Annotated in this window: 21 protein-coding genes; 7 read left to right on the plus strand and 14 right to left on the minus strand. The window is 41.5% G+C overall.

The genetic code is table 11. The features are described from left to right. The 11 genes from atpG to asnC form a co-directional block, all read right to left on the minus strand. Window positions 1-864 carry a F0F1 ATP synthase subunit gamma gene (gene atpG, locus EL244_RS00185; RefSeq protein ID WP_112835810.1) on the minus strand — a complete coding sequence of 288 codons (864 nt, stop codon included), beginning with the start codon at window positions 862-864 and terminating at the stop codon, window positions 1-3. A 55-nt stretch (window positions 865-919) separates the two neighbouring features. Further along, on the minus strand, window positions 920-2,461 hold the full coding sequence (atpA, locus tag EL244_RS00190) for a F0F1 ATP synthase subunit alpha (RefSeq protein ID WP_006816114.1): 1,542 nt from the start codon (window positions 2,459-2,461) through the stop codon (window positions 920-922). Window positions 2,462-2,475: 14 nt separating this feature from the next. Next, window positions 2,476-3,009 carry a F0F1 ATP synthase subunit delta gene (gene atpH / locus EL244_RS00195; protein WP_006816113.1) on the minus strand — a complete coding sequence of 178 codons (534 nt, stop codon included), beginning with the start codon at window positions 3,007-3,009 and terminating at the stop codon, window positions 2,476-2,478. A gap of 12 nt (window positions 3,010-3,021) precedes the next feature. Then, window positions 3,022-3,492, minus strand: coding sequence for a F0F1 ATP synthase subunit B (atpF, locus tag EL244_RS00200; RefSeq protein WP_006660651.1), 471 nt, complete (start codon window positions 3,490-3,492; stop codon window positions 3,022-3,024). A gap of 58 nt (window positions 3,493-3,550) precedes the next feature. After that, on the minus strand, window positions 3,551-3,790 hold the full coding sequence (gene atpE, locus EL244_RS00205; RefSeq protein WP_004393045.1) for a F0F1 ATP synthase subunit C: 240 nt from the start codon (window positions 3,788-3,790) through the stop codon (window positions 3,551-3,553). Between the two features lie 46 nt (window positions 3,791-3,836). Further along, the gene (atpB, locus tag EL244_RS00210) at window positions 3,837-4,655 is read right to left on the minus strand and encodes a F0F1 ATP synthase subunit A (RefSeq protein WP_006816112.1); all 819 of its coding nucleotides are present in this window, start codon (window positions 4,653-4,655) and stop codon (window positions 3,837-3,839) included. Between the two features lie 33 nt (window positions 4,656-4,688). Continuing rightward, window positions 4,689-5,063, minus strand: coding sequence for a F0F1 ATP synthase subunit I (atpI, locus tag EL244_RS00215; protein WP_006816111.1), 375 nt, complete (start codon window positions 5,061-5,063; stop codon window positions 4,689-4,691). 590 nt (window positions 5,064-5,653) lie between these two features. After that, window positions 5,654-6,277: a 16S rRNA (guanine(527)-N(7))-methyltransferase RsmG gene (rsmG, locus tag EL244_RS00220; RefSeq protein WP_126457883.1), complete on the minus strand. Its 624-nt coding sequence runs from the start codon at window positions 6,275-6,277 to the stop codon at window positions 5,654-5,656. Window position 6,278: 1 nt separating this feature from the next. Beyond that, window positions 6,279-8,168 (minus strand): tRNA uridine-5-carboxymethylaminomethyl(34) synthesis enzyme MnmG, encoded by a 1,890-nt coding sequence (gene mnmG, locus EL244_RS00225; protein ID WP_126457886.1) that lies wholly within the window; start codon window positions 8,166-8,168, stop codon window positions 6,279-6,281. 376 nt (window positions 8,169-8,544) lie between these two features. Next, window positions 8,545-8,985 (minus strand): FMN-binding protein MioC, encoded by a 441-nt coding sequence (gene mioC / locus EL244_RS00230; protein WP_126457889.1) that lies wholly within the window; start codon window positions 8,983-8,985, stop codon window positions 8,545-8,547. 92 nt (window positions 8,986-9,077) lie between these two features. Beyond that, the gene (gene asnC / locus EL244_RS00235) at window positions 9,078-9,539 is read right to left on the minus strand and encodes a transcriptional regulator AsnC (RefSeq protein WP_006816106.1); all 462 of its coding nucleotides are present in this window, start codon (window positions 9,537-9,539) and stop codon (window positions 9,078-9,080) included. Window positions 9,540-9,699: 160 nt separating this feature from the next. Here asnC and asnA point away from each other — a divergent pair, with 160 nt between their 5' ends. Further along, entirely contained in the window at window positions 9,700-10,692 is a 993-nt protein-coding gene (gene asnA / locus EL244_RS00240; RefSeq protein WP_126457892.1) for an aspartate--ammonia ligase, read from the plus strand. On the opposite strand, the gene viaA is transcribed toward asnA, so the two are convergent. Together viaA and ravA are read right to left on the minus strand one after the other, a co-directional pair. Beyond that, window positions 10,693-12,150, minus strand: coding sequence for an ATPase RavA stimulator ViaA (gene viaA, locus EL244_RS00245; RefSeq protein WP_006816103.1), 1,458 nt, complete (start codon window positions 12,148-12,150; stop codon window positions 10,693-10,695). A gap of 2 nt (window positions 12,151-12,152) precedes the next feature. After that, window positions 12,153-13,667 carry an ATPase RavA gene (gene ravA, locus EL244_RS00250; protein ID WP_126457895.1) on the minus strand — a complete coding sequence of 505 codons (1,515 nt, stop codon included), beginning with the start codon at window positions 13,665-13,667 and terminating at the stop codon, window positions 12,153-12,155. Between the two features lie 380 nt (window positions 13,668-14,047). Between ravA and rbsD the strand changes: the two genes are divergently transcribed. The 6 genes from rbsD to rbsR all read left to right on the plus strand — a co-directional run bounded on the left by rbsD (window position 14,048) and on the right by rbsR (window position 19,915). Next, complete coding sequence (rbsD, locus tag EL244_RS00255) at window positions 14,048-14,467, plus strand: D-ribose pyranase (RefSeq protein WP_126457898.1); 420 nt, start codon at window positions 14,048-14,050, stop codon at window positions 14,465-14,467. 7 nt (window positions 14,468-14,474) lie between these two features. Beyond that, entirely contained in the window at window positions 14,475-15,989 is a 1,515-nt protein-coding gene (rbsA, locus tag EL244_RS00260) for a ribose ABC transporter ATP-binding protein RbsA (protein ID WP_126457901.1), read from the plus strand. After that, window positions 15,986-16,948 carry a ribose ABC transporter permease gene (rbsC, locus tag EL244_RS00265; RefSeq protein ID WP_006816099.1) on the plus strand — a complete coding sequence of 321 codons (963 nt, stop codon included), beginning with the start codon at window positions 15,986-15,988 and terminating at the stop codon, window positions 16,946-16,948. The genes rbsA and rbsC overlap by 4 nt, the downstream gene beginning before the upstream one ends. 39 nt (window positions 16,949-16,987) lie before the next feature. Beyond that, entirely contained in the window at window positions 16,988-17,878 is an 891-nt protein-coding gene (rbsB, locus tag EL244_RS00270; protein WP_006816098.1) for a ribose ABC transporter substrate-binding protein RbsB, read from the plus strand. A 103-nt stretch (window positions 17,879-17,981) separates the two neighbouring features. After that, on the plus strand, window positions 17,982-18,905 hold the full coding sequence (rbsK, locus tag EL244_RS00275; RefSeq protein WP_006816097.1) for a ribokinase: 924 nt from the start codon (window positions 17,982-17,984) through the stop codon (window positions 18,903-18,905). An 8-nt stretch (window positions 18,906-18,913) separates the two neighbouring features. Then, entirely contained in the window at window positions 18,914-19,915 is a 1,002-nt protein-coding gene (gene rbsR, locus EL244_RS00280; protein ID WP_172597488.1) for a ribose operon transcriptional repressor RbsR, read from the plus strand. A gap of 3 nt (window positions 19,916-19,918) precedes the next feature. Here the strand turns inward: rbsR and mdtD are convergent, their stop codons facing one another. After that, on the minus strand, window positions 19,919-21,307 hold the full coding sequence (gene mdtD / locus EL244_RS00285) for a multidrug transporter subunit MdtD (RefSeq protein ID WP_126457904.1): 1,389 nt from the start codon (window positions 21,305-21,307) through the stop codon (window positions 19,919-19,921). Window positions 21,308-21,331 lie beyond the last annotated feature (24 nt).

A 21,331-nucleotide genomic window follows, 5' to 3' on the forward strand; every position in this document is an offset into this window, starting at 1 on the left:
TTAAACCGCGGCTGCACCAGAAACAATTTCAGTCAGTTCCTGAGTAATGCTGGCCTGACGAGCTTTGTTGTAAACCAACTGCAACTCTTTGATCAGTTCTCCGCCGTTATCTGTAGCGGCTTTCATCGCTACCATTCGAGCGGCCTGCTCACTAGCTAGGTTTTCAACGACGCCCTGATAAACCTGCGACTCGATATAACGACGCAGTAGGGTATCCAGCAACGCCTTAGGATCGGGTTCATATAAATAATCCCAAGATTTCTTCTTCAGTGTTTCGTCATCGCTCGCTGGCAATGGCAGTAACTGAAGAATAGTTGGCTCTTGAGACATTGTATTGACGAACTTATTGTTCACCACATACAGTTTATCTAAACGCCCTTCATCATAGGCTTGTAGCATAGAGTTAACTGGACCAATCAAGTCTGAAAGGGTTGGGTTATCCCCCATTCCGGTTACTTGTGAAACGACATTGCCGCCCACAGTTCCGAAGAATGCTACCGCTTTAGAGCCGATTAAAGCCAAATCAACCTGAACGTTTTTTTCAGACCATACTTTCATGTCTGCAAGCAGTTTTTTGAACAAGTTAATGTTCAAACCACCACACAAACCACGGTCTGTTGAAACAACCAAATACCCGACGCGTTTTACTTCACGCTCTTCGAGATATGGGTGTTTATATTCCAGATTACCTAACGCAAGGTGACCAATCACACTGCGCATGGTTTCTGCATAAGGACGGCTGGACGCCATGCGTTCCTGCGTTTTACGCATTTTGGACGCCGCGACCATTTCCATCGCTTTAGTGATTTTCTGTGTGTTTTGCACACTTCCAATCTTAGAACGTATCTCTTTTGCGCCGGCCATTTCTGCTTCTCCTTATTAACCAGACGGCCCATAAAAATTCACGGGCCGAATAGTATTACCAGGACTGGGTGGCTTTGAATGATTCGAGCAGTTTATTCAACTTAGCTTCGATATCATCATTGTATTTACCAGCCAGGCCAATTTCGTTCATAAGGTCAGCATGCTCGCGCTGTGCAAATGAAACTAACGCTTCTTCAAATGCACAAATTTTAGCTAACTCAACATCGTCCAGATATCCACGTTCTGCAGCAAACAGAGACAGTGCCTGCTCTGCTACTGACATTGGTGCATACTGTTTCTGTTTCAGCAATTCAGTTACTTTCTGACCATGGCTCAACTGTTTACGAGTTGCGTCATCGAGGTCGGAAGCAAACTGAGCAAACGCTGCCAGTTCACGGTATTGAGCCAGTGCGGTACGGATACCACCAGACAGTTTCTTAATGATTTTAGTCTGAGCAGCACCACCAACACGAGATACTGAAATACCCGGGTTAACCGCTGGACGAATACCAGAGTTAAACAGGTTAGATTCCAGGAAGATCTGACCATCAGTAATCGAAATTACGTTTGTTGGTACGAATGCAGAAACGTCACCCGCTTGGGTTTCAATGATTGGCAGAGCAGTCAATGAACCGGTTTGACCTTTCACTTCACCTTTAGTGAATGCTTCTACGTAGTCAGCGTTAACACGAGCAGCACGCTCAAGTAAACGTGAATGCAGATAGAAAACATCACCTGGGTATGCTTCACGTCCTGGTGGACGACGCAGCAACAGTGAAATCTGACGGTATGCAACAGCCTGTTTAGACAGGTCATCATAAACAATCAGAGCATCTTCACCACGGTCACGGAAATATTCACCCATCGCACAACCAGAGTATGGTGCTAAGTATTGCAATGCAGCTGATTCAGATGCAGTAGCAACAACAACAATGGTATTTTCCAGAGCGCCGTGTTCTTCGAGTTTACGTACTACGTTAGAAATCGTAGATGCTTTCTGACCGATAGCAACGTAAACACATTTGATGCCAGAATCACGCTGGTTGATGATTGCATCGATCGCCAGAGCTGTTTTACCAGTTTGACGGTCACCGATGATAAGCTCACGCTGACCACGGCCGATTGGAATCATCGCATCGACTGATTTATAACCAGTCTGTACTGGTTGATCAACTGATTGACGTTCGATAACGCCCGGAGCAATAACTTCTACAGGAGAGAAGCCATCGTGCTCAACAGGACCTTTACCATCAATTGGTTGACCCAGAGTATTCACTACACGTCCTAGCAGACCACGGCCTACTGGAACTTCAAGAATACGACCTGTACATTTAACTTTCATGCCTTCTGCTAAGTCAGCATAAGGACCCATTACAACCGCACCAACAGAGTCACGCTCTAAGTTCAGTGCAATTGCGTAACGGTTGCCAGGCAGTGCGATCATCTCACCCTGCATGACTTCGGCTAAACCGTGAATACGAATGATACCGTCGTTAACGGATACAATCGTACCTTCATTGTGAGCTTCACTCACAACATCGAACTGAGCAATACGCTGTTTGATCAGTTCGCTGATTTCGGTGGAATTCAGTTGCATATGCTCCAGTCCCCTTAAGACTGCAAGACGTCAGTTAAACGCTCTAAGCGACCGCGGATACTCCCATCAATGACGAGGTCTCCAGCACGAATGATCACTCCAGCAATAACAGACTTGTCAATTTTGCAATTCAGCTTAACTTTGCGTGACAGACGTTTTTCCATCGCGGCAGAAATTTTAGCTGACTGCTGTTCACTCAGTTCGTTAGCAGAAAGAACATCAACTTCAACAGTTGATTCCAGTGCATCGCGCAATTGAATAAATTGAGCTAATACTTCTGGTAAAGTCGTCAAACGACCATTTTCAGCCATGACACGAATCAGATTTTGAACATGCTCGTCAATTTCATCCCCACAAACAGAGATAAACGTTTTAGCTAATGTTTCTGGTGCAATAGAACCAGAAAGCAGCTCACCAACCTGTTCATTGCGCGTCACCTCAGCGGTGAAGGCCAGCATATTCTGCCAGCTCGCAACAGCTTGGTTTTCCACAGCAAAGTCAAAAGCTGCTTTGGCGTAGGGGCGAGCTACAGTAGCAATTTCAGACATGCCCCTCCCTCCTTACAGTTCAGCGACTAGTTTATCAACGATGTCGCTGTTAGCAGCTTCATCCACGGAACGTTCGATGATCTTCTCGGCACCTGCGATAGCAAGCATCGCAACCTGTTTACGTAACTCTTCACGTGCACGTTTACGCTCAGCATCAATTTCAGCTTGCGCTTGTGCTACGATTTTTGCACGTTCTGCTTCAGCTTCTGCTTTAGCTTCATCAATCATTTGAGTGCGTTGTTTATTCGCTTGCTCGATGATGACTTGAGCTTCAGCTTTCGCTTTTTTCAGTCGGTCGGTTGCGTCGGTTTGCGCCAGTTCCAGGTTCTTTTTAGCACGTTCTGCGGAAGATAAACCGTCAGCAATTTCTTTCTGACGTTTTTCAATGGCCGCCATAATTGGTGGCCATACATACTTCATACAGAACAAAACAAACAGGACAAACGCGATAGCCTGGCCGAGGATTGTTGCATTCAGATTCACAGACAATACCTCTTATTTATTAGTGAGTTAATGTTCTTAATGTGTTCCGTAACGCTAATTAGGCAACAGCGAACATTACATACAAGCCCAGACCTACAGCAATCATCGGAATAGCATCTACCAGACCCATTACGATAAAGAACTGTGTACGCAGCAGAGGGATTAAATCTGGCTGACGAGCAGCGCCTTCTAAAAATTTACCACCTAGGATGCCGATACCGATCGCAGCACCGATCGCCGCTAAACCCATCATAATAGCGGCAGCCATGTACAGCAGATCCATATTCAGGTTTTCCATGACAGTCTCCAGTTTGTTTCAGTTAATACAATTATTGATAGTTAAATTAGTGCTCTTCAGAAGCCATCGACAGATAGACAACAGTCAGAACCATAAAAATAAAGGCTTGTAGCGTAATAATCAGTATGTGGAAGATAGCCCAAGGCAGGCTTAACAACCACTGTGACCACCACGGAAGCAGAGCCGCGATAAGAATAAAGATCAATTCACCTGCATACATGTTACCAAACAGTCGCAGACCGAGTGATACAGGTTTTGACAGCAGGCTAACCCCTTCAAGAATCAAGTTTACAGGGATAAAGATCGGATGATTGAAAGGCTGCATTGTGAGCTCTTTCGTGAATCCGCCAATTCCTTTCATCTTGATGCTGTAAAAGATTATTAGGATAAACACACCAACCGCCATAGATAAAGTCACACTCACGTCTGCTGTCGGTACTGCACGCAGAGCAGGTAACCCTAAATAATGTTCACTTATGTAAGGAAGGAAATCGATTGGGAGTAAATCCATCAGGTTCATTAAAAATACCCAGACGAACACTGTTAATGCCAGAGGGGCAATAACTTTGCTCTTCCCGTGATACATATCACGGACTGAGTTATCAACGAAACCAATGATCAGTTCTATTGCAGTCTGTAACTTACCGGGTACGCCACTAGTCGCATTGGCCGCAACTCTTCTAAATAGCCACAGGAACAGAGCCCCGAGAACTACAGAGAAAAAAAGCGAGTCAATGTTTAACGTCCAAAACGTTGGACTAGCGTGGGGATCGACCAACTCAAAGGTACGTAAGTCCAACTGAAGATTCCTCAGATGGTGACTTATATACTCATTTGTAGTCATCACTTCTCCTGATGCAGACATGATGCCTCTTACCCTTTTGTAGTTTAAAAATGCTTACCGTTTTACAACGGCTGGTGCAACAATCTGAACAATCAGCACCGCTAAATAGGTCAAACCCAGTGGTGTTAGTGACGCTTTAAACACACCAAAAGCAACAACTAAGACAGTTATAGTTGTAACAACCTTTAACCCTGCTCCTAATGCAAAGAACCAGGCAATGCGGACAGGTTCATCCTCTTCTTTTGCTTTTTGAAAGCGTGTTAGTAGCATAAATACGACATTGGGTAACCAGCATGCTAACCCGCCAGCAAGAGCAGAGGCTCCCCATTCTATACTATTTGCACAGAAAGCCCCACTGAGGATTACAAAAGTTATTAACTGAATAGACAGTTGCTTAATCGCATTACCGCCATAAAGAGAAACAGACATAACTTTGTGTACTCCCAGCTCTTCTCAGCCTAAGAAACGCTAAGTGTTGTATAAAACTGCCTTTGCTTAAATGTGTCAAGAGACAAAAACGAGCAAATTATACGGGCAGGCGAAATGAATTCAATCAGTAAGTAGCGAAAAGGTGAATAAATATTTAATTTTTTCGAGATAGCGCAGAATTAACACAGATGAAACTAATAATTTATTAACGATTGGTTGCTTAAAAATAACTTTATGTGATTAAGATCACAACAAATATTAATCTATTGATTAATAACCTCACTGTTTATCAGGTTAGAATTCTATTTTTCAGCAGTAAATCAAATAATTAAATTAGTTATTTTTTAAACTAAGAAATCGTGCAATAAATCAAACATTTCATTATTAACTATTTAAATTAGCTAAAACGATTTAGTTATAATATTAGTTTAAGAGTCTTTTATTTTTATATTTGATCGTTATTAGTTATCAAGATGTAAATATTAAGTAAATTCAAATCAATTAATATTAACGCTAATATAAAAATAGCCGTAACATTGTAAATGTACGGCTATCGCTCTAAAAGATAAAATAACTTTGTCGAGAATAAGTTATTTTTTTAATAACTTAACTAAGTGACGCTGCTCATTTAGTTCAGGAACTTTTAGTTCAATGATCGATTCAATTTCAAAGCCATCAGGTAAACCAGCCAGTTCTTCATCACGAACAACCCCTTTCAAAGCATAAAAACGCCCTTCTTCTGCCGGGAGATGATGACACCAACTCAACATGTCATTTAATGAAGCAAAGGCTCGACTAATGACACCATCAAATCCGTCTTTAACGGGATATTCCTCAACTCGAGCCTGAACAGGTTCAATATTATTTAAACCGAGTTCATGCTGAACCTGTTTTAAGAAGCGTATACGCTTCCCTAAGCTGTCCAACAACACAAAGTGGGAATCTGGTCGCACAATGGCTAACGGAACGCCAGGGAGCCCTGGACCGGTTCCTACGTCGATAAATTTATAACCCTTAAGATGATCGTTCACGACGATGCTATCCATGATGTGACGAACGAGCATTAATTCAGGGTCACGTACCGACGTTAAATTGTACGCTTTGTTCCACTTATTCAGTAAACCAACATAATCTACTAACTGCTGTTTTTGCTTTTCAGTCAGTATGATACCTGTTTTAGCTAATAGCTTGGTCAGTTTTGCAATTAAATCCATATTATGCGCTCCGACGTAACATGCCTTGTTTTTTCAACCAGACTAACAAGATGGAGATTGCCGCTGGTGTAATACCTGATATACGAGATGCTTGGCCAATTGAGGTCGGTTTATGGTCATTTAATTTAGCCATCACCTCGTTAGATAATCCTTTTACTTGTTTGTAATCCAAATCTACAGGTAGTAGCGTATTTTCATTACGCAGCTGGCGTTCGATCTCTTCTTGCTGACGGGCAATATAACCTTCGTATTTGACTTGGATCTCTACTTGATCAGCCGCTTGTGGATCTTCGACACCAGGTGCAAATAAGTTGAGTGAGGTCAGCATTTGATACGTCATTTCTGGGCGACGCAGTAAATCTTCACCGTTCGCTTCTTTGGATAACGGCACGCTGAGTATTTGGTCAATTTCTTCGTGGTTGTCTGATTTTGGGTGAACCCAAATATCTTTTAAGCGTTGACGCTCTTTTTCAATCATTTCAACTTTACGATTGAAGTGCTCCCAACGAACATCATCCACTAATCCAAGTTCACGACCTTTTTCAGTCAGACGTAAATCAGCGTTATCTTCACGTAGCATCAAGCGATATTCAGCACGAGAGGTAAACATGCGGTACGGTTCTTTGGTACCTAATGTACAAAGGTCATCTACAAGAACACCAACATAGGCTTGGTCACGACGTGGGAACCAACCTTCTAAATCAAATGCATGTTGTGCCGCATTCAGACCAGCAAGTAAGCCTTGAGCAGCAGCTTCCTCGTAACCAGTAGTCCCGTTAATTTGTCCCGCAAAGAACAGGCCTTCAATAAATTTACTTTCGAGTGTTTGTTTCAGATCCCTTGGGTCAAAGAAATCATATTCTATGGCATAACCAGGACGGACGATCCTCGCATTTTCCATTCCCTTCATGGAATGAACAATTTTCATTTGAACATCAAATGGTAAGCTGGTGGAGATCCCGTTTGGATAGATCTCATTGCTTGTTAGTCCTTCAGGTTCTAAGAAGATCTGGTGAGCATTTTTATCTGCAAACCGCATAACTTTGTCTTCAATTGAAGGACAGTAACGAGGACCGATCCCTTCAATGATCCCTGCATACATTGGGCTACGATCTAAGTTATTACGGATCACATCATGAGTTTGCTCATTGGTATAGGTGATATAGCAAGGCACTTGTTGTGGATGCTGCTCTTGTGAACCTAAAAATGAAAACACAGGCATTGGGTCATCACCTAGCTGTTGAGCTAGTTGGCTAAAATCGATAGTTCTTGCATCGATTCTCGGTGGCGTCCCTGTTTTTAAACGATTTACACGTAATGGTAATTCTCTTAAACGCTGAGAAAGAGAAATAGCGGGTGGATCACCAGCACGACCGCCGCTGTAGTTTTCTAAACCGATATGAATTTTTCCATCAAGGAAAGTCCCTACGGTTAATACCACAGATTTAGCTTTAAATTTCAATCCCATGCGAGTAACAGCACCGGTTACTCGATTATTTTCAACTATCAGATCTTCAACTGGTTGTTGAAAGATCATGAGGTTAGGTTGATTTTCTAATGCTGTTCTAACGGCTTGTCGGTATAGCACTCGGTCTGCTTGTGCGCGAGTTGCACGAACTGCAGGCCCTTTGCTTGCATTGAGTGTTCTAAATTGGATACCGGCTTTGTCTGTTGCAGTAGCCATTAAGCCACCGAGGGCATCAATTTCTCTTACCAGATGTCCCTTACCGATCCCACCGATGGCTGGGTTGCAAGACATCTGGCCCAATGTATCAATATTGTGAGTCAGTAATAGGGTTTGACGCCCCATACGTGCAGCTGCCATTGCTGCCTCAGTACCGGCATGACCACCACCAATTACGATGACGTCAAATTGCTCTGGATAAAACATGTGTGAACCTTAACGTTAGAAAATGCTAACTGTGCATTTGGGAAATGAATTCTACTCAAGTTTGCAGGAGAGACCAACCCTTGGCTTCCCACCCTTATAATATAAAGATCTTTTTTATTTAAAGATCTCTTTATTAGATCTACTATTAGGATCGTCTGTTTCTGTGGATAAGTGATTTTTCACGTTAAAGATCATTAAAGTGTAAAGGATCATATACTGTGAATGATCCGTGATCCTATTGCGTATAAGCTGGGATCAAAATGGGTACTTATGCACAGGGCAGCATCGCCCTAAAACTTATATTCTGGATAACTACCGGTTAATACCATGATCTTACCGTAGTTATCCACAGCTGACTGCTTGTGTTTTGCACAAATCAGAGTTCGTTTGCCCAAATTTTAACCCAAACACCAGCGGGATCTTCAGGAATTTCGTGTTGCTGAACATCAATTTCAAAACAATTGCCGATCCTTTTAGCGCCTTTATCTTGCAATAAAGTATCTAGAGTGTGGATCGCGCCACAGAAAGTATCATATTCAGAGCTGCCAATTCCTACTGCACCATATTTGATCTTACTAAGATCAGGCGATTTCGCTTGGATAGTTTCAGCGAGAGGTTGGATATTTTCAGGGAGATCACCAGCTCCATGCGTTGAGCTGACCACCAGCCATAACCCTTCAAGAGGTAGATCATCAAGTTCAGGGCCGTGTTGTACATCTGTTTCATAGCCGAGTTCTTCTAAAATCTCTGCCATATGTTCTGCAACATATTCGGCACTGCCCATTGTACTGCCACTAATTAAGGTTATTTTTGTCATGGTGATTCTCTTTCGCATACATTGGGCGCTATTGTACGCTGTGAATGAGCTGGGATCTACCTGTGGATAATGTGGTTATATAACTTTTTTTTCTAAGGCTTAATCGTTCGCATGATCGGGTTTTGCAAGGAGATCAGCGTTTCTGTGGATTGTATTTCATCGATGGTCTGTATTTTGTTGATAAGTACATCTTGTAGTGAATCAATCGATCGACACATGACCTTAATAAAGATGCTGTATTGCCCTGTTGTATAATAGACTTCAACGACTTCCTCTAGAGCATCTAATTTTTTTAATGCGGTATGATAATCTTTTGCACTTTTTAAAATGATCCCAATAAAGCAGCAGACATCAAAACCTAAACGCTTAGCACTGATATCAATTCGGGTACCATTAATGATCCCCGCCTGCTTCATTTTTTCAACCCGTACATGAATTGTGCCGGGGCTAACGGAGAATTTTTTAGCTAGTTCAGCGTAAGGAATACGCGCATTGGCCATTAATTCGTGAAGTATGTCACGATCGAGATTATCGATTTGATAATTTTCAGGCATAAATTAGTCTCCATTTTGATGAATATTCATTTTTATAACCCTATTTTTAATTAAAATAAACAATAAAGGCTTTTTTTTGTAGTGCATATTGAATTTATACCTCATTTTGTTGCTTAATCTATACATCGGCTAATACAGCAAACAAACTATGGGTAAATTTATGGACAAGTCATTCATCGAACATCAGCAACAAATTAGTTTTGTTAAATCTTATTTCTCACGTTTACTTGAAAAAGAGCTTGGCTTAATTGAAGTTCAAGGTCCGATCCTAAGTCGCTTAGGTGATGGTACTCAAGATAACTTATCAGGCTGCGAAAAAGCTGTTCAGGTAAAAGTGAAATCAATCCCAGATGCAACGTTTGAAGTTGTTCACTCTTTGGCTAAATGGAAACGTAAAACATTAGGTCGTTTTGGTTTTAGTAAAGGTCAAGGTTTGTACACTCATATGAAAGCGTTACGTCCGGACGAGGATCGCTTAACCCCAATCCATTCTGTTTATGTTGATCAGTGGGATTGGGAAAAAGTGATGGCAGATGAGGAGCGTAACCTTCCTTATCTGAAACAGACAGTGGGTAAAATCTACAAGGCAATAAAAGAAACAGAAGCTGCCGTAAGTAAAGAATTTGGTCTGGCACCGTTCCTGCCAGATCAAATTCACTTTATCCACAGTGAAGAGTTACTTCAGCGTTACCCTGGTCTCGATGCAAAAGGTCGCGAGCGCGCAATTGCTAAAGAATTTGGTGCAGTATTCTTAATTGGTATCGGTGGCAAATTATCTAGCGGTGAATCTCACGATGTACGTGCTCCAGATTATGATGACTGGACTACTGACAACGAAGATGGCTTCAAAGGTTTAAACGGTGACATCATTGTTTGGAACCCTATTTTACAAGATGCATTCGAAATCTCTTCAATGGGTATCCGTGTTAGCCCTGAGTGTTTAACTCGCCAGCTTGGGTTAACGGGTGATGAGAAACGTATGGAGCTTGAATGGCACAAAGCCCTTGTAAAAGGCGAAATGCCACAATCCATCGGTGGTGGTATTGGTCAGTCTCGTTTAGTGATGTTACTGCTACAACGTGAACATATTGGTCAAGTGCAGTGTGGCGTATGGTCACCTGAGATGGCTGAATCTGTTGAAGATATGCTGTAATTAGCGACTGAAGCGCCGTAATAGTCGGCTCTTTAACCCGGTATCAAAACGCCAGATATGGTCGAATATCTTCATGATCCCGGGTTTCCCATAGTTTGATACAGATACCGCATGGAAGCGGTATTTACCAACTTTCTGAAGGGACTTTATCTTTTGAACTAATTCATCTGGCAAACGCTGGGCGACAAAATCTGAAATCACTACCGCATCGGCGTCACTCCATTGTTTTGATTCTAATTTTACAGTTGTTTCCCGTAAACAAGACGCTAAATCTGTTCCCCCGCGAAAAGTTTGATGTAAAAAACGCATACATTGTTCAAGACCATCCGCAGATAATAAATCGTAGTGGACAATTTCGGTAGAAAACAGCATCACATGGCAAGAGCGGTTATCTGCAAGTGCAATTTTCATTAACGCGAGGCAAAATGCTTTTGCACAGCGTTCGTTTAGTCCACCCATCGAACCTGATGTATCAATACAGACCACGAATGGTCCTCTAGGTTGCTCTTCATGTTGATGATGAGTGACTGGACGTAAAACTTTTCTCTCTTGCCAGCTTTCACCTTGTAAGCGATAAGTGAGAAGCTGTTTTTCAAGAAGTTTTCGATAAAACTCAAATTCAATATCCTCAATACCCAACATAGCCAATTCGGCGGGCAAGAGCCTTAGAATATCATCGCTTTGATTTAAGCCATCGACTTGCTCTGGCACTGTTTCTGGGACTTTTTCCATGATGGTCATGGGCTCGAGAATTACATTGTCATCCAGAATAGATTTTGCGGATTGACTACGTCCTAGCAACTGGGCAATTTTTTCTAATTCAGGTTGCTGACGTAAAAATTCACTATAACGAGAAATCAGTGGCTCATTATAAGAGGCTGGATTATTCAATCCTTTGCTTAAGTCCCATAAACGTCCCGATGAGCGTTCATTTTCCCCTAGGATATCTTCCAAATTACCACTGAGAGCTAAGCGCCTTTGTAGTTCAGCAAGTAATTGCTCTTTTTCTTGTTCTAGTAACTCTTTATGTAAGGTGGTCACTTGTAAAATTAGGCTAACTCGCCAGCGCTGTACAATTAAAGATTGCCGTGCGCTGCGGTTTTCAATTTTGCCTTGTTGCAGCTGGTTTGCTTCTCGATAAAAAGGGGAATCTAATTGTTCCAGCTTTTCTATAATCGAAGGTAGTTGGGTAAAAAATGCGTCAGTAGATATCCCTAATGATTTTTGATACAGACCAAATTCTTCAGAGAGTTGTTGAGGAACTAATGCATCTTGCAGTTTCTGTTTAAGATCTTTTTTCCAACCCGATAAATCTTTTAACAGTGCTTTTTTTAAGCGAGGGTGTTTTTCAAAAAATACGGCCAACTGAGGAGTCGCGAGAAGAGAAATGATAATTTCTTCTATTAATTGGCTTTCATTAACAGAAAGCAACAATTCTAGGGTCGCTAAACTCATCATAATTAATTCGCCGTTTTTCCGATAATTTGATTACGTAACTGAGTTAATTTATCGGATAGTTTGATAAAGCTCTGTTCGACGTCCGCCAGCCAATGGGGTTCGATAAATAAGTTAGGCTGCTGTTTCTCAAATTGGTATTTAGATTCTTGGATAGCACTATGGATAGTGTCTAATTTATCGAGCCACTCTTTATTATTTACCGTGGGGCTCAGGGTGTTTTTATCTTGAAGATAAAGGGTTGATACTTGGTGACTGACATCTAATAATTGGATTTGGTTTAAATTATTCACCTCAGCGGCTAGTTCTTGAGCAAAACCAATCCCGTTGAGATGTGCAGACAATGTTGTACCTTTACTTAAGAAATTAACCAGTGATTTTTTATCGGTAGTAATAAAGGTCACTTTCATATTGTGCAGTTGTAATGGACGATGCAAAAATAAGGTGACGCGTCCTTCGCTGATATTTTCAGGTAGGACATAAGAAGCTTTTCGAGCAAACATTGCATTATTTTTATTTACTTTAAAGGCATCTTGGTTATTTTGATCTTGGGTGGATGACATCCATTGCTGGTAAACTTGCTCAATTTCTCTCGCAAATTTACGTTGCTGCCAACCATCTTCTTGTATCAACGATTTAATTAATTGCGGTAACAAATTCATTGATTGCATGTCATGCCATAAACAATCTTTAAGTAGCACGATGTCCAGTGGTGATACAGCACTGCGACCGTTAAAAAATGCGCTCGCTTGCAGTAGGGATACTGCTTTTTTCCAACGCCGATCAGAGACATAGAGATTTTTTTCGGTCGCATCAATCTGCTGGCGTAATTGGTAAATTAGCTCAAAACAGTGATCGGGCAGCGATATTTTTGGGATCTCTTTTTGCCACTCTTGGTATTCTTCATCGCTGATTTTTAAGTGATCGGGTACCAAATTATCTTCTTGCTGTGATTTTCCTGTGAGTAATGCGCGAAAATTTTGCTTTTCTTGAACTTTATCTAACCAAATTCGCAGCAGCATTCTATCAAATAATGCTTCAAGGCTATTATCTGCATCAGGAAGTTCATTGGATGCGGTGACCAATAGGCGCATGGGAATTGATTTTTCCTCATCTCCATTACGAAATTTGCGCTCATTAATTGCGGTCAATAGTGTATTTAAAATTGCTGGACCCGCTTTCCAGATTTCATCAAGAAAGACAACTTCAGCATCGGGCAAATAACCTTTGGTCAAACGCTCATAACGACCTTCATCTTTTAAGGCTTGAATGGATAGTGGACCAAAAATCTCTTCTGGCGTCGAAAATCTTGTCATTAGATATTCAAAGGCATTTGCTCGGCGAAAGGCAAATTTCATTCGTCTAGCAATTAAACTCTTTGCAATACCTGGAGGGCCCAAGAGAAAAACACTCTCTCCACTGAGCGTTGCGAGCAAACATAAACGAATAGCTTGCTGTCGTTCATATAAGCCACCTTCAAGGTAGTTGCTTAATTGGGCTATTCGTTCGGCTAATTGCATATGGAGTCCTTTTCTCTAAATTACGCATCAAGGGGTTAGAGGGTGATGGTTAATAACCAATCTATTGCTAGGTTATCTGTCCTTTTATTGATTGTGCAATCAGTTTTATTATTTTTCTTTGATGTTATTTGGCATAAAAGACAATAAATTTTTACTCATTGATAAGTTACTCGGAAAATCAATAAAAAAGATTCAGCTATAACTTATTCAATAAGTTACTTTTTTCTTACTTAAATAAAGCCAACGAAACGTTTCGATAATGATCACAAAACCGAGATAAGAATATTGAGTTGTGACTATTCTTTACTATTATTCTACGAGCGAAACGTTTCGCTCGTAGGGAACGAAACAAAATTAGAATTGAAAAACGGTGGTGATGAATGAAAAAAGGGATACTGCTCAACTCAAATATAGCCTCTGTGATTGCTAAATTAGGGCATACCGATCACATCACCCTTGCTGATGCCGGATTACCTATTCCTGCTAGTGCTGAGCGTATTGATCTCGCTGTGACACATGGCTTACCTGATTTTATGTCTGTTTTGCGAGTCACTACCCAAGAGATGCAGGTAGAAAAAGCTATTCTGGCTGAGGAAATTAGTAAGATTAACCCACAAATGGAAAGTGAAATTTTAGCTCACCTTCAGGAATTAGAAGTAGTACAAGGAAATCACATCGAAGTTGTCTATTGCAGCCATGAAAACTTTAAACAGATAACGCATGGCAGTAAAGCAGTGATCAGAACAGGGGAATGTTCACCATACGCTAATGTAATTCTTTGTTCTGGTGTGACCTTCTGAGGTGAGTATGCAACCTTTATTAGAACTTATCGGCATAGATAAAGCATTCCCTGGTGTAAAGGCGCTTTCTGGTGCCGCATTAAAAGTTTATCCGGGTAGAGTGATGGCGTTGGTAGGCGAAAATGGTGCAGGTAAATCCACCATGATGAAAGTGCTAACCGGTATTTACAGCAAAGATGCGGGCGCTATTCGCTATCTCGGTAAAGAGGTGGCATTCAATGGTCCTAAAAGCTCACAAGAAGCCGGTATTGGAATTATTCATCAGGAACTCAACCTGATTCCAGAATTAACCATCGCTGAAAATATTTTTCTGGGGCGCGAGTTTGTGAATAAATTCGGCAAAATTGACTGGAAAAAAATGTTCAGTGAGTCGGACAAATTGCTCAAACGCCTGAATCTCGATTATGACAGCCACCAAACTATTGCTGAATTGTCTATTGGCGAGCAGCAAATGGTGGAAATAGCAAAAGTCCTCAGCTTCCAATCTCAAGTCATCATCATGGATGAACCAACGGATGCATTAACCGATACCGAAACTGCATCTCTCTTTCGTGTCATTGAAGATTTAAAATCCGAAGGTTGTGGGATCGTTTATATCTCTCATCGTTTAAAAGAGATCTTTGAGATTTGTGATGATGTGACTGTATTTCGAGATGGGCAATTCATTGGGGAAAAACCGGTTAATGAATTGGAAGAAGAAAAACTGATTGAGATGATGGTTGGGCGTAAATTGGAAGATCAATATCCTCGCGTTCAAGTCCCTGTCGGTGATGTTCGTTTACAGATTGAAAATATTACAGGTCCCGGTGTGAGTAATGCCAGCTTTGCGCTTCGAAGTGGCGAAATATTAGGAATTTCTGGGTTAATGGGAGCTGGGCGCACTGAGCTAATGAAGATTATCTACGGCGCAGCACCAAAAAAATCGGGAAGCATTCTGTTAGAAGGCAAAACCATTACCTTAAAAACACCACAAGATGGTTTGAATAATGGCATTGTTTATATTTCTGAAGACCGTAAACGGGACGGATTAGTGCTTGGAATGTCAGTCAAAGAGAATATGTCATTAACGGCACTACGTTATTTTAGTCGTTTTGGTGGAAGCTTAAAACATACCGAAGAGCAAATGACCGTTGGAGATTTTATCCGCCTATTTAATATTAAAACTCCATCAATGGATCAAATCATTGGCCACTTATCCGGTGGTAATCAACAAAAAGTAGCGATTGCACGTGGTTTGATGACTAGACCAAAAGTATTGATCCTCGATGAACCCACTCGTGGTGTCGATGTTGGGGCAAAAAAAGAAATCTACCAATTAATCAATCAATTCAAAAAAGAAGGGCTGAGTATCATTCTAGTTTCTTCAGAAATGCCTGAAGTTATTGGAATGAGTGATCGCATTTTGGTTATGCATGAAGGCCATATTAGCGGCGAATTCTCTGCCAAAGAAGCTACGCAGGAAGCCTTAATGGCTGCCGCAGTCGGTAAAAATTACGGCTCAGTTCAGGAGTTAACAGCATGAGTTCAACAACCGCATCATCAAAACGCTGGTTCAGCAAAGCATGGTTAATGGAGCAAAAATCACTTATCGCTCTATTAGTCTTAATTGCGATTGTTTCTACCTTAAGTCCCAATTTTTTCACAGTAAATAACCTATTCAATATTCTTCAACAAACTTCGGTTAACGCCATTATGGCTGTGGGGATGACGTTGGTTATCCTGACTTCAGGAATAGATTTATCAGTGGGATCATTACTGGCATTAACGGGGGCTGTTGCTGCCTCAATGGTCAGTGCTGATGTGAATGCTTTGGTTGCAGTGGCTGGAGCGCTAGCGCTGGGAGCAGCAATCGGTGCTTGTACTGGTGTGATTGTGGCTAAAGGTAAGGTGCAAGCGTTTATCGCTACCTTAGTGATGATGCTGTTATTACGTGGTGTGACTCGTGTTTATACCGATGGAAGCCCAATCAATACCGGCTTTAGTGATAACGCTGATCTATTTGGCTGGTTTGGTATTGGTCGCCCATTTGGTATCCCAACCCCTGTTTGGTTAATGATTATTGTGTTTGCAGCAGCGTGGTATGTACTGCATCACACACGTTTAGGTCGTTATATTTATGCACTAGGTGGCAATGAATCAGCGACTCGCTTATCCGGCATCAATGTTGACCGTATTAAAATTGCGGTTTATGCCCTGTGTGGATTACTCGCGGCATTAGCCAGTGTGATTGAAGTTGCTCGCCTATCATCTGCCCAACCAATGGCAGGTAATGGTTATGAACTGGACGCGATTGCTGCCGTTGTTCTTGGTGGTACCAGCTTGGCTGGTGGTAAAGGGCGAATTGTTGGAACCTTGATTGGTGCATTGATTTTGGGTTTCTTAAATAATGGTTTGAACTTATTAGGTATCTCTTCGAACTACCAAATGATTGTGAAAGCAGTGGTTATTTTATTAGCAGTGCTTGTAGATAATAAAAAATAGTAACTCTTACCCCGACTCTATGATTACAGGAATAATGTTATGAAACTGAATAAACTAGCGACTCTGTTTACGGCATTTGCACTGAGTGCAACCGTTAGTGTTAATGCGATGGCGAAAGATAATATTGCTCTGGTTATTTCTACCCTGAACAACCCATTCTTTGTGACCATGAAGGACAGCGCTCAGAAAGAAGCGGATAAACTGGGCTATGAACTCATTGTTTTAGATTCCCAAGATAACCCGGCCAAAGAATTAGCAAACGTGCAAGATTTAACTGTGCGTGGCACTAAACTCATGTTAATCAACCCAACAGATTCTGATGCTGTGGGGAATGCCATTATTATGGCAAATAAAGCCAATATCCCAGTGATCACTTTAGACCGTGCTGCTAACAAAGGTAATGTTGTTAGCCATGTTGCTTCTGATAACCGTATGGGCGGAAAAATGGCAGCGGACTTTATTGCTAAGAAAACAGGCAATGATGCCAAAGTAATTCAACTTGAAGGGATTTCTGGAACCTCAGCGGCACGTGAACGTGGTGAAGGTTTCAATACTGGCGCAAAAGAACATAAATTCAATATATTGGCGAGCCAGCCAGCAGATTTTGATAGAACAAAAGGCTTAAATGTCATGCAGAACCTATTAACTGCACATCCCGCAGTTCAAGCGGTGTTTGCTCAAAATGACGAAATGGCATTAGGTGCGTTAAGAGCGCTGCAAACCTCAGGGCGTGATGATGTACTGGTTGTCGGTTTTGATGGTACTACAGATGGTATCAAAGCGGTTCAAGGTGGCAAACTAGGCGCCACAATTGCTCAACGTCCAGACCAAATTGGTATCGTTGGTGTACAGATCGCCGATAAAGTATTAAAAGGCGAAAAAGTGGAAGCAACGGTTCCTGTTGAATTAGAACTCGTAGTAAAACAATAATTCGTGATAAAAAAATAATCCGTAATAAAACAAGAAGATTGATAAACCGCCGTGAATGATAGCGGCGGTTTTCTCTATTGGGATATAAAAGGAAATAAATGAGATGGCAGCAGCTAAACTGGTTGTTCTAGGTAGTATCAACGTTGACCACATCTTGAATGTGCAGCAGTTTCCTCAACCGGGTGAAACAGTTAGGGGCGACCATTATCAAGTTGCTTTTGGCGGTAAAGGTGCAAACCAAGCCGTTGCGGCTGGACGTAGTGGCGCTGACATAACATTTATTGCCTGTGTAGGTGATGACGACATTGGTTCAAGCATCAAAAAACAATTGCAAAAAGATGCGATCAATATTGAATGTATCGATGTTGTCGAAAATGAAACTACCGGTGTAGCGCTGATTTATGTTAATCAGCAAGGCGAAAACATTATTGGCATCAATGCTGGTGCAAATGGTCAGCTCACAACGGAAAGATTATTTGCATATCAACAACAGATTACCGATGCGGATGCACTATTGATGCAGCTAGAATCACCGATTGAAACGGTACAGATGGCAGCAGAAATTGCACGCAAAAACCAGACTCAAGTGATCCTTAATCCTGCACCCGCTCAAGCATTGCCTGATTCATTACTCGCGTTGGTCGATGTGATCACCCCTAATGAAACCGAAGCGGAGTATTTAACCGGGATTGCTGTTAATGATGAGCAAGGCGCACAGAAAGCTGCTCAGGTGTTACATCAAAAAGGCATTCACAAAGTCATGATCACATTGGGGGCTAGAGGGGTTTGGTTTAGTCAAAAAGGCGAGCAAGGCAAAATAATTCCCTGCTTTAAAGTGAAAGCAGTGGACACGATTGCCGCAGGTGATACATTCAATGGCGCCTATGTTACCGCGTTGCTTGAAGGTAAGGCCGATGAAGATGCCATTGTATTTGCTCATGCAGCTGCGGCGATTGCTGTCACTCGTCCAGGTGCGCAACCTTCGGTTCCATGGCGTGATGAAATTGAACAGTTTCTAAAACAATAGGATTATTTGTGGCAACAATGAAAGATGTTGCACGCCTTGCAGGTGTGTCAACCTCCACCGTTTCTCACGTTATCAACCAAAATCGCTATGTTAGCGAGAGTATAACTTCACGGGTCAAAAGTGCGATTGAGCAACTCAACTATGCGCCATCAGCATTAGCGCGAAGTTTAAAAATGAATCGCACCAATACCATTGGCATGTTACTGACAACCAGTAATAACCCATTTTTTGCAGAAGTTGTGCGTGGGGTGGAACGTAGTTGCTATGAATTGGGTTACAGTTTGATTTTGTGTAATACAGAAGGTGATCTTCAGCGTATGGATCACAGCTTAGAAACTTTATTGCAAAAACGAGTCGATGGGTTACTCATCATGTGTACTGAAGTGCAGGGTCCATCAAAGAAGGTGTTCTCCCGTTATCCTTCTGTGCCAACGGTGATGATGGACTGGTCTCCTTTTGAATTGGATGGGGACGTTATTCAAGATAACTCATTCCTTGGTGGTGAAATTGCAACCCGTTATCTGATTGATGCAGGTTTTTCTCGTATTGCCTGTATAGCGGGACCTCAAGATAAATCCCCCGCACGAGCACGTTATCAAGGTTTCATTCAAGCTATGCAACATGCATCTCTAGAAGTTTATGATGAATATGTGATTTTTAGTGATTTTGAGTTTGCTGGTGGCTTTGAATCAATGAATAAATTGCTGGAATTGCCAAATCCACCGGAAGCTATTTTTGCTGGTAACGATGCGATGGCGGTTGGCGCTTATCAAGCTATTTTCCAAAAAGGAATGAAAGTCCCCGAAGATATCTCAATTATTGGCTATGATGATATCGATCTCTCTTCTTATATGATCCCACCATTAACGACCGTGCATCAGCCTAAAGATGAATTGGGGCAACAAGCGGTGAATAAATTAATCCACCGCATGGATAACCCTGATGCAGAGCCTTCAGTTTTAGTCCTGACACCAAAACTCATTGAGCGCCAATCCGTAAAAAAACGCTAATAACTATTTTTTGTCTTTAATTAAGTTATCACCATCAGTTTTGCTGAGCAGTAAAAAGACAAATGCAGAAATTAGAGTAATGGCACCAATCGCGATAAATGTGTAATGGAAGTTATCGACGACATTGCTTCCCGGTTGGTTATCAAAGAAACTTAAAATGGTTGCGCTCACGGCAATCCCAAAGCTGATTGATAGCTGCTGAGTTACTGCCAACATACTGTTTCCTGCACTGGCGTTGTTATCTGTTAAGTCTGCTAAGCAAATGGTATTCATTGCTGTAAATTGGGTCGACATAACCATACCCAAGATAAATAGTGGAATTACTAACAGGTAGATGGACATATCTGGTGATTGCAAAGAAAACTGCGATACCATTAATCCAATAATCAGAGTGACGGTAAATAGTGTTTTTCTATACCCAAATCGAGAGAGTATTTTTGTGACTGCTGATTTTGCAGTAATAGAGCCAATTGCCAGAGGTGCCATCATCATTCCTGCAACCACTGCTTCATAACCAAAACCAACTTGTAGCATTAATGGCATTAAAAATGGAATACTCCCAGTTCCTAGCCGAGTAGCAACATTACCAGTAATTCCTATCGAGAAGGTTCTTGTCCGAAATAGATTTAATGGAATAATGGCATGCTTAATTCTTCTTGCATGGAGTATATATATAAGAAGACAAAGAAAACCGCCCAAGACAATCGCGGTAGGTATATAGCTAGATAACGATTTATCACTAAATAAATCTAAGCTTACCGATAACATAACTAGCCCTAAACCAAATAGGATAAACCCGAAGGTATCAAACTTACGTTTTGGCATTTTAAAATCAGGCATATGCTTCAACGCATAAAAAACACCTAAAATACCAATAGGAATATTAATAATAAATATCCAATGCCATGTGGCATAGGTAACAAGAATCCCGCCGAGTAAAGGTCCTAAGATTGGACCCACCAATCCCGGAATAGTGACAAAATTTAAAATTGGCAATAGTTCACTGCGTGGATAAGCTCGTATTAATGCTAGACGAGCAACTGGCATCATCATGGCTCCGCCAATCCCTTGAATAACGCGTGAAATAACCAAAACAGTTAATGATGGTGAAAGCGCGCACAAAAAAGAACCGAGAGAAAATAAGGTTACAGCAATAATAAAAATGCGCCGAGTACCAAATCGGTCTGCAAACCACCCGCTAACAGGAATTAATAGAGCAACGGTTAAGGTATAGCTAACAACGGCGGACTGCATTGCTAAAGGAGAATGATTTAGGCTTTTGGCAATATCAGGCAGCGCCGTATTTAAAATAGTGGCATCGAGAGCTTGCATGAAAAAAGCCATTGCGGCAATCCACGGTAAGCCTGACATGTTTTTCGCTGTTTTAAACATCTGTTACCTATATTAATCGATAAA

It is taken from the genome of Providencia rustigianii (assembly GCF_900637755.1).
GTDB classification, from domain to species: domain Bacteria; phylum Pseudomonadota; class Gammaproteobacteria; order Enterobacterales; family Enterobacteriaceae; genus Providencia; species Providencia rustigianii.

Excerpts from the sequence above, each read along its gene's own strand:
- rbsK (WP_006816097.1), top strand. The coding sequence starts at position 17,982 with ATGGCAGCAGCTAAACTGGTTGTTCTAGGTAGTATCAACGTTGACCAC.
- ravA (WP_126457895.1), bottom strand. The coding sequence starts at position 13,667 with ATGCAATTAGCCGAACGAATAGCCCAATTAAGCAACTACCTTGAAGGT.
- atpI (WP_006816111.1), bottom strand. The coding sequence starts at position 5,063 with ATGTCTGTTTCTCTTTATGGCGGTAATGCGATTAAGCAACTGTCTATT.
- atpG (WP_112835810.1), bottom strand. The coding sequence starts at position 864 with ATGGCCGGCGCAAAAGAGATACGTTCTAAGATTGGAAGTGTGCAAAAC.
- rsmG (WP_126457883.1), bottom strand. The coding sequence starts at position 6,277 with ATGGATTTAATTGCAAAACTGACCAAGCTATTAGCTAAAACAGGTATC.
- rbsA (WP_126457901.1), top strand. The coding sequence starts at position 14,475 with ATGCAACCTTTATTAGAACTTATCGGCATAGATAAAGCATTCCCTGGT.
- mdtD (WP_126457904.1), bottom strand. The coding sequence starts at position 21,307 with ATGTTTAAAACAGCGAAAAACATGTCAGGCTTACCGTGGATTGCCGCA.
- rbsC (WP_006816099.1), top strand. The coding sequence starts at position 15,986 with ATGAGTTCAACAACCGCATCATCAAAACGCTGGTTCAGCAAAGCATGG.
- asnA (WP_126457892.1), top strand. The coding sequence starts at position 9,700 with ATGGACAAGTCATTCATCGAACATCAGCAACAAATTAGTTTTGTTAAA.
- atpA (WP_006816114.1), bottom strand. The coding sequence starts at position 2,461 with ATGCAACTGAATTCCACCGAAATCAGCGAACTGATCAAACAGCGTATT.
- rbsB (WP_006816098.1), top strand. The coding sequence starts at position 16,988 with ATGAAACTGAATAAACTAGCGACTCTGTTTACGGCATTTGCACTGAGT.
- atpE (WP_004393045.1), bottom strand. The coding sequence starts at position 3,790 with ATGGAAAACCTGAATATGGATCTGCTGTACATGGCTGCCGCTATTATG.
- mnmG (WP_126457886.1), bottom strand. The coding sequence starts at position 8,168 with ATGTTTTATCCAGAGCAATTTGACGTCATCGTAATTGGTGGTGGTCAT.
- atpB (WP_006816112.1), bottom strand. The coding sequence starts at position 4,655 with ATGTCTGCATCAGGAGAAGTGATGACTACAAATGAGTATATAAGTCAC.
- viaA (WP_006816103.1), bottom strand. The coding sequence starts at position 12,150 with ATGATGAGTTTAGCGACCCTAGAATTGTTGCTTTCTGTTAATGAAAGC.
- asnC (WP_006816106.1), bottom strand. The coding sequence starts at position 9,539 with ATGCCTGAAAATTATCAAATCGATAATCTCGATCGTGACATACTTCAC.
- mioC (WP_126457889.1), bottom strand. The coding sequence starts at position 8,985 with ATGACAAAAATAACCTTAATTAGTGGCAGTACAATGGGCAGTGCCGAA.
- atpH (WP_006816113.1), bottom strand. The coding sequence starts at position 3,009 with ATGTCTGAAATTGCTACTGTAGCTCGCCCCTACGCCAAAGCAGCTTTT.
- rbsD (WP_126457898.1), top strand. The coding sequence starts at position 14,048 with ATGAAAAAAGGGATACTGCTCAACTCAAATATAGCCTCTGTGATTGCT.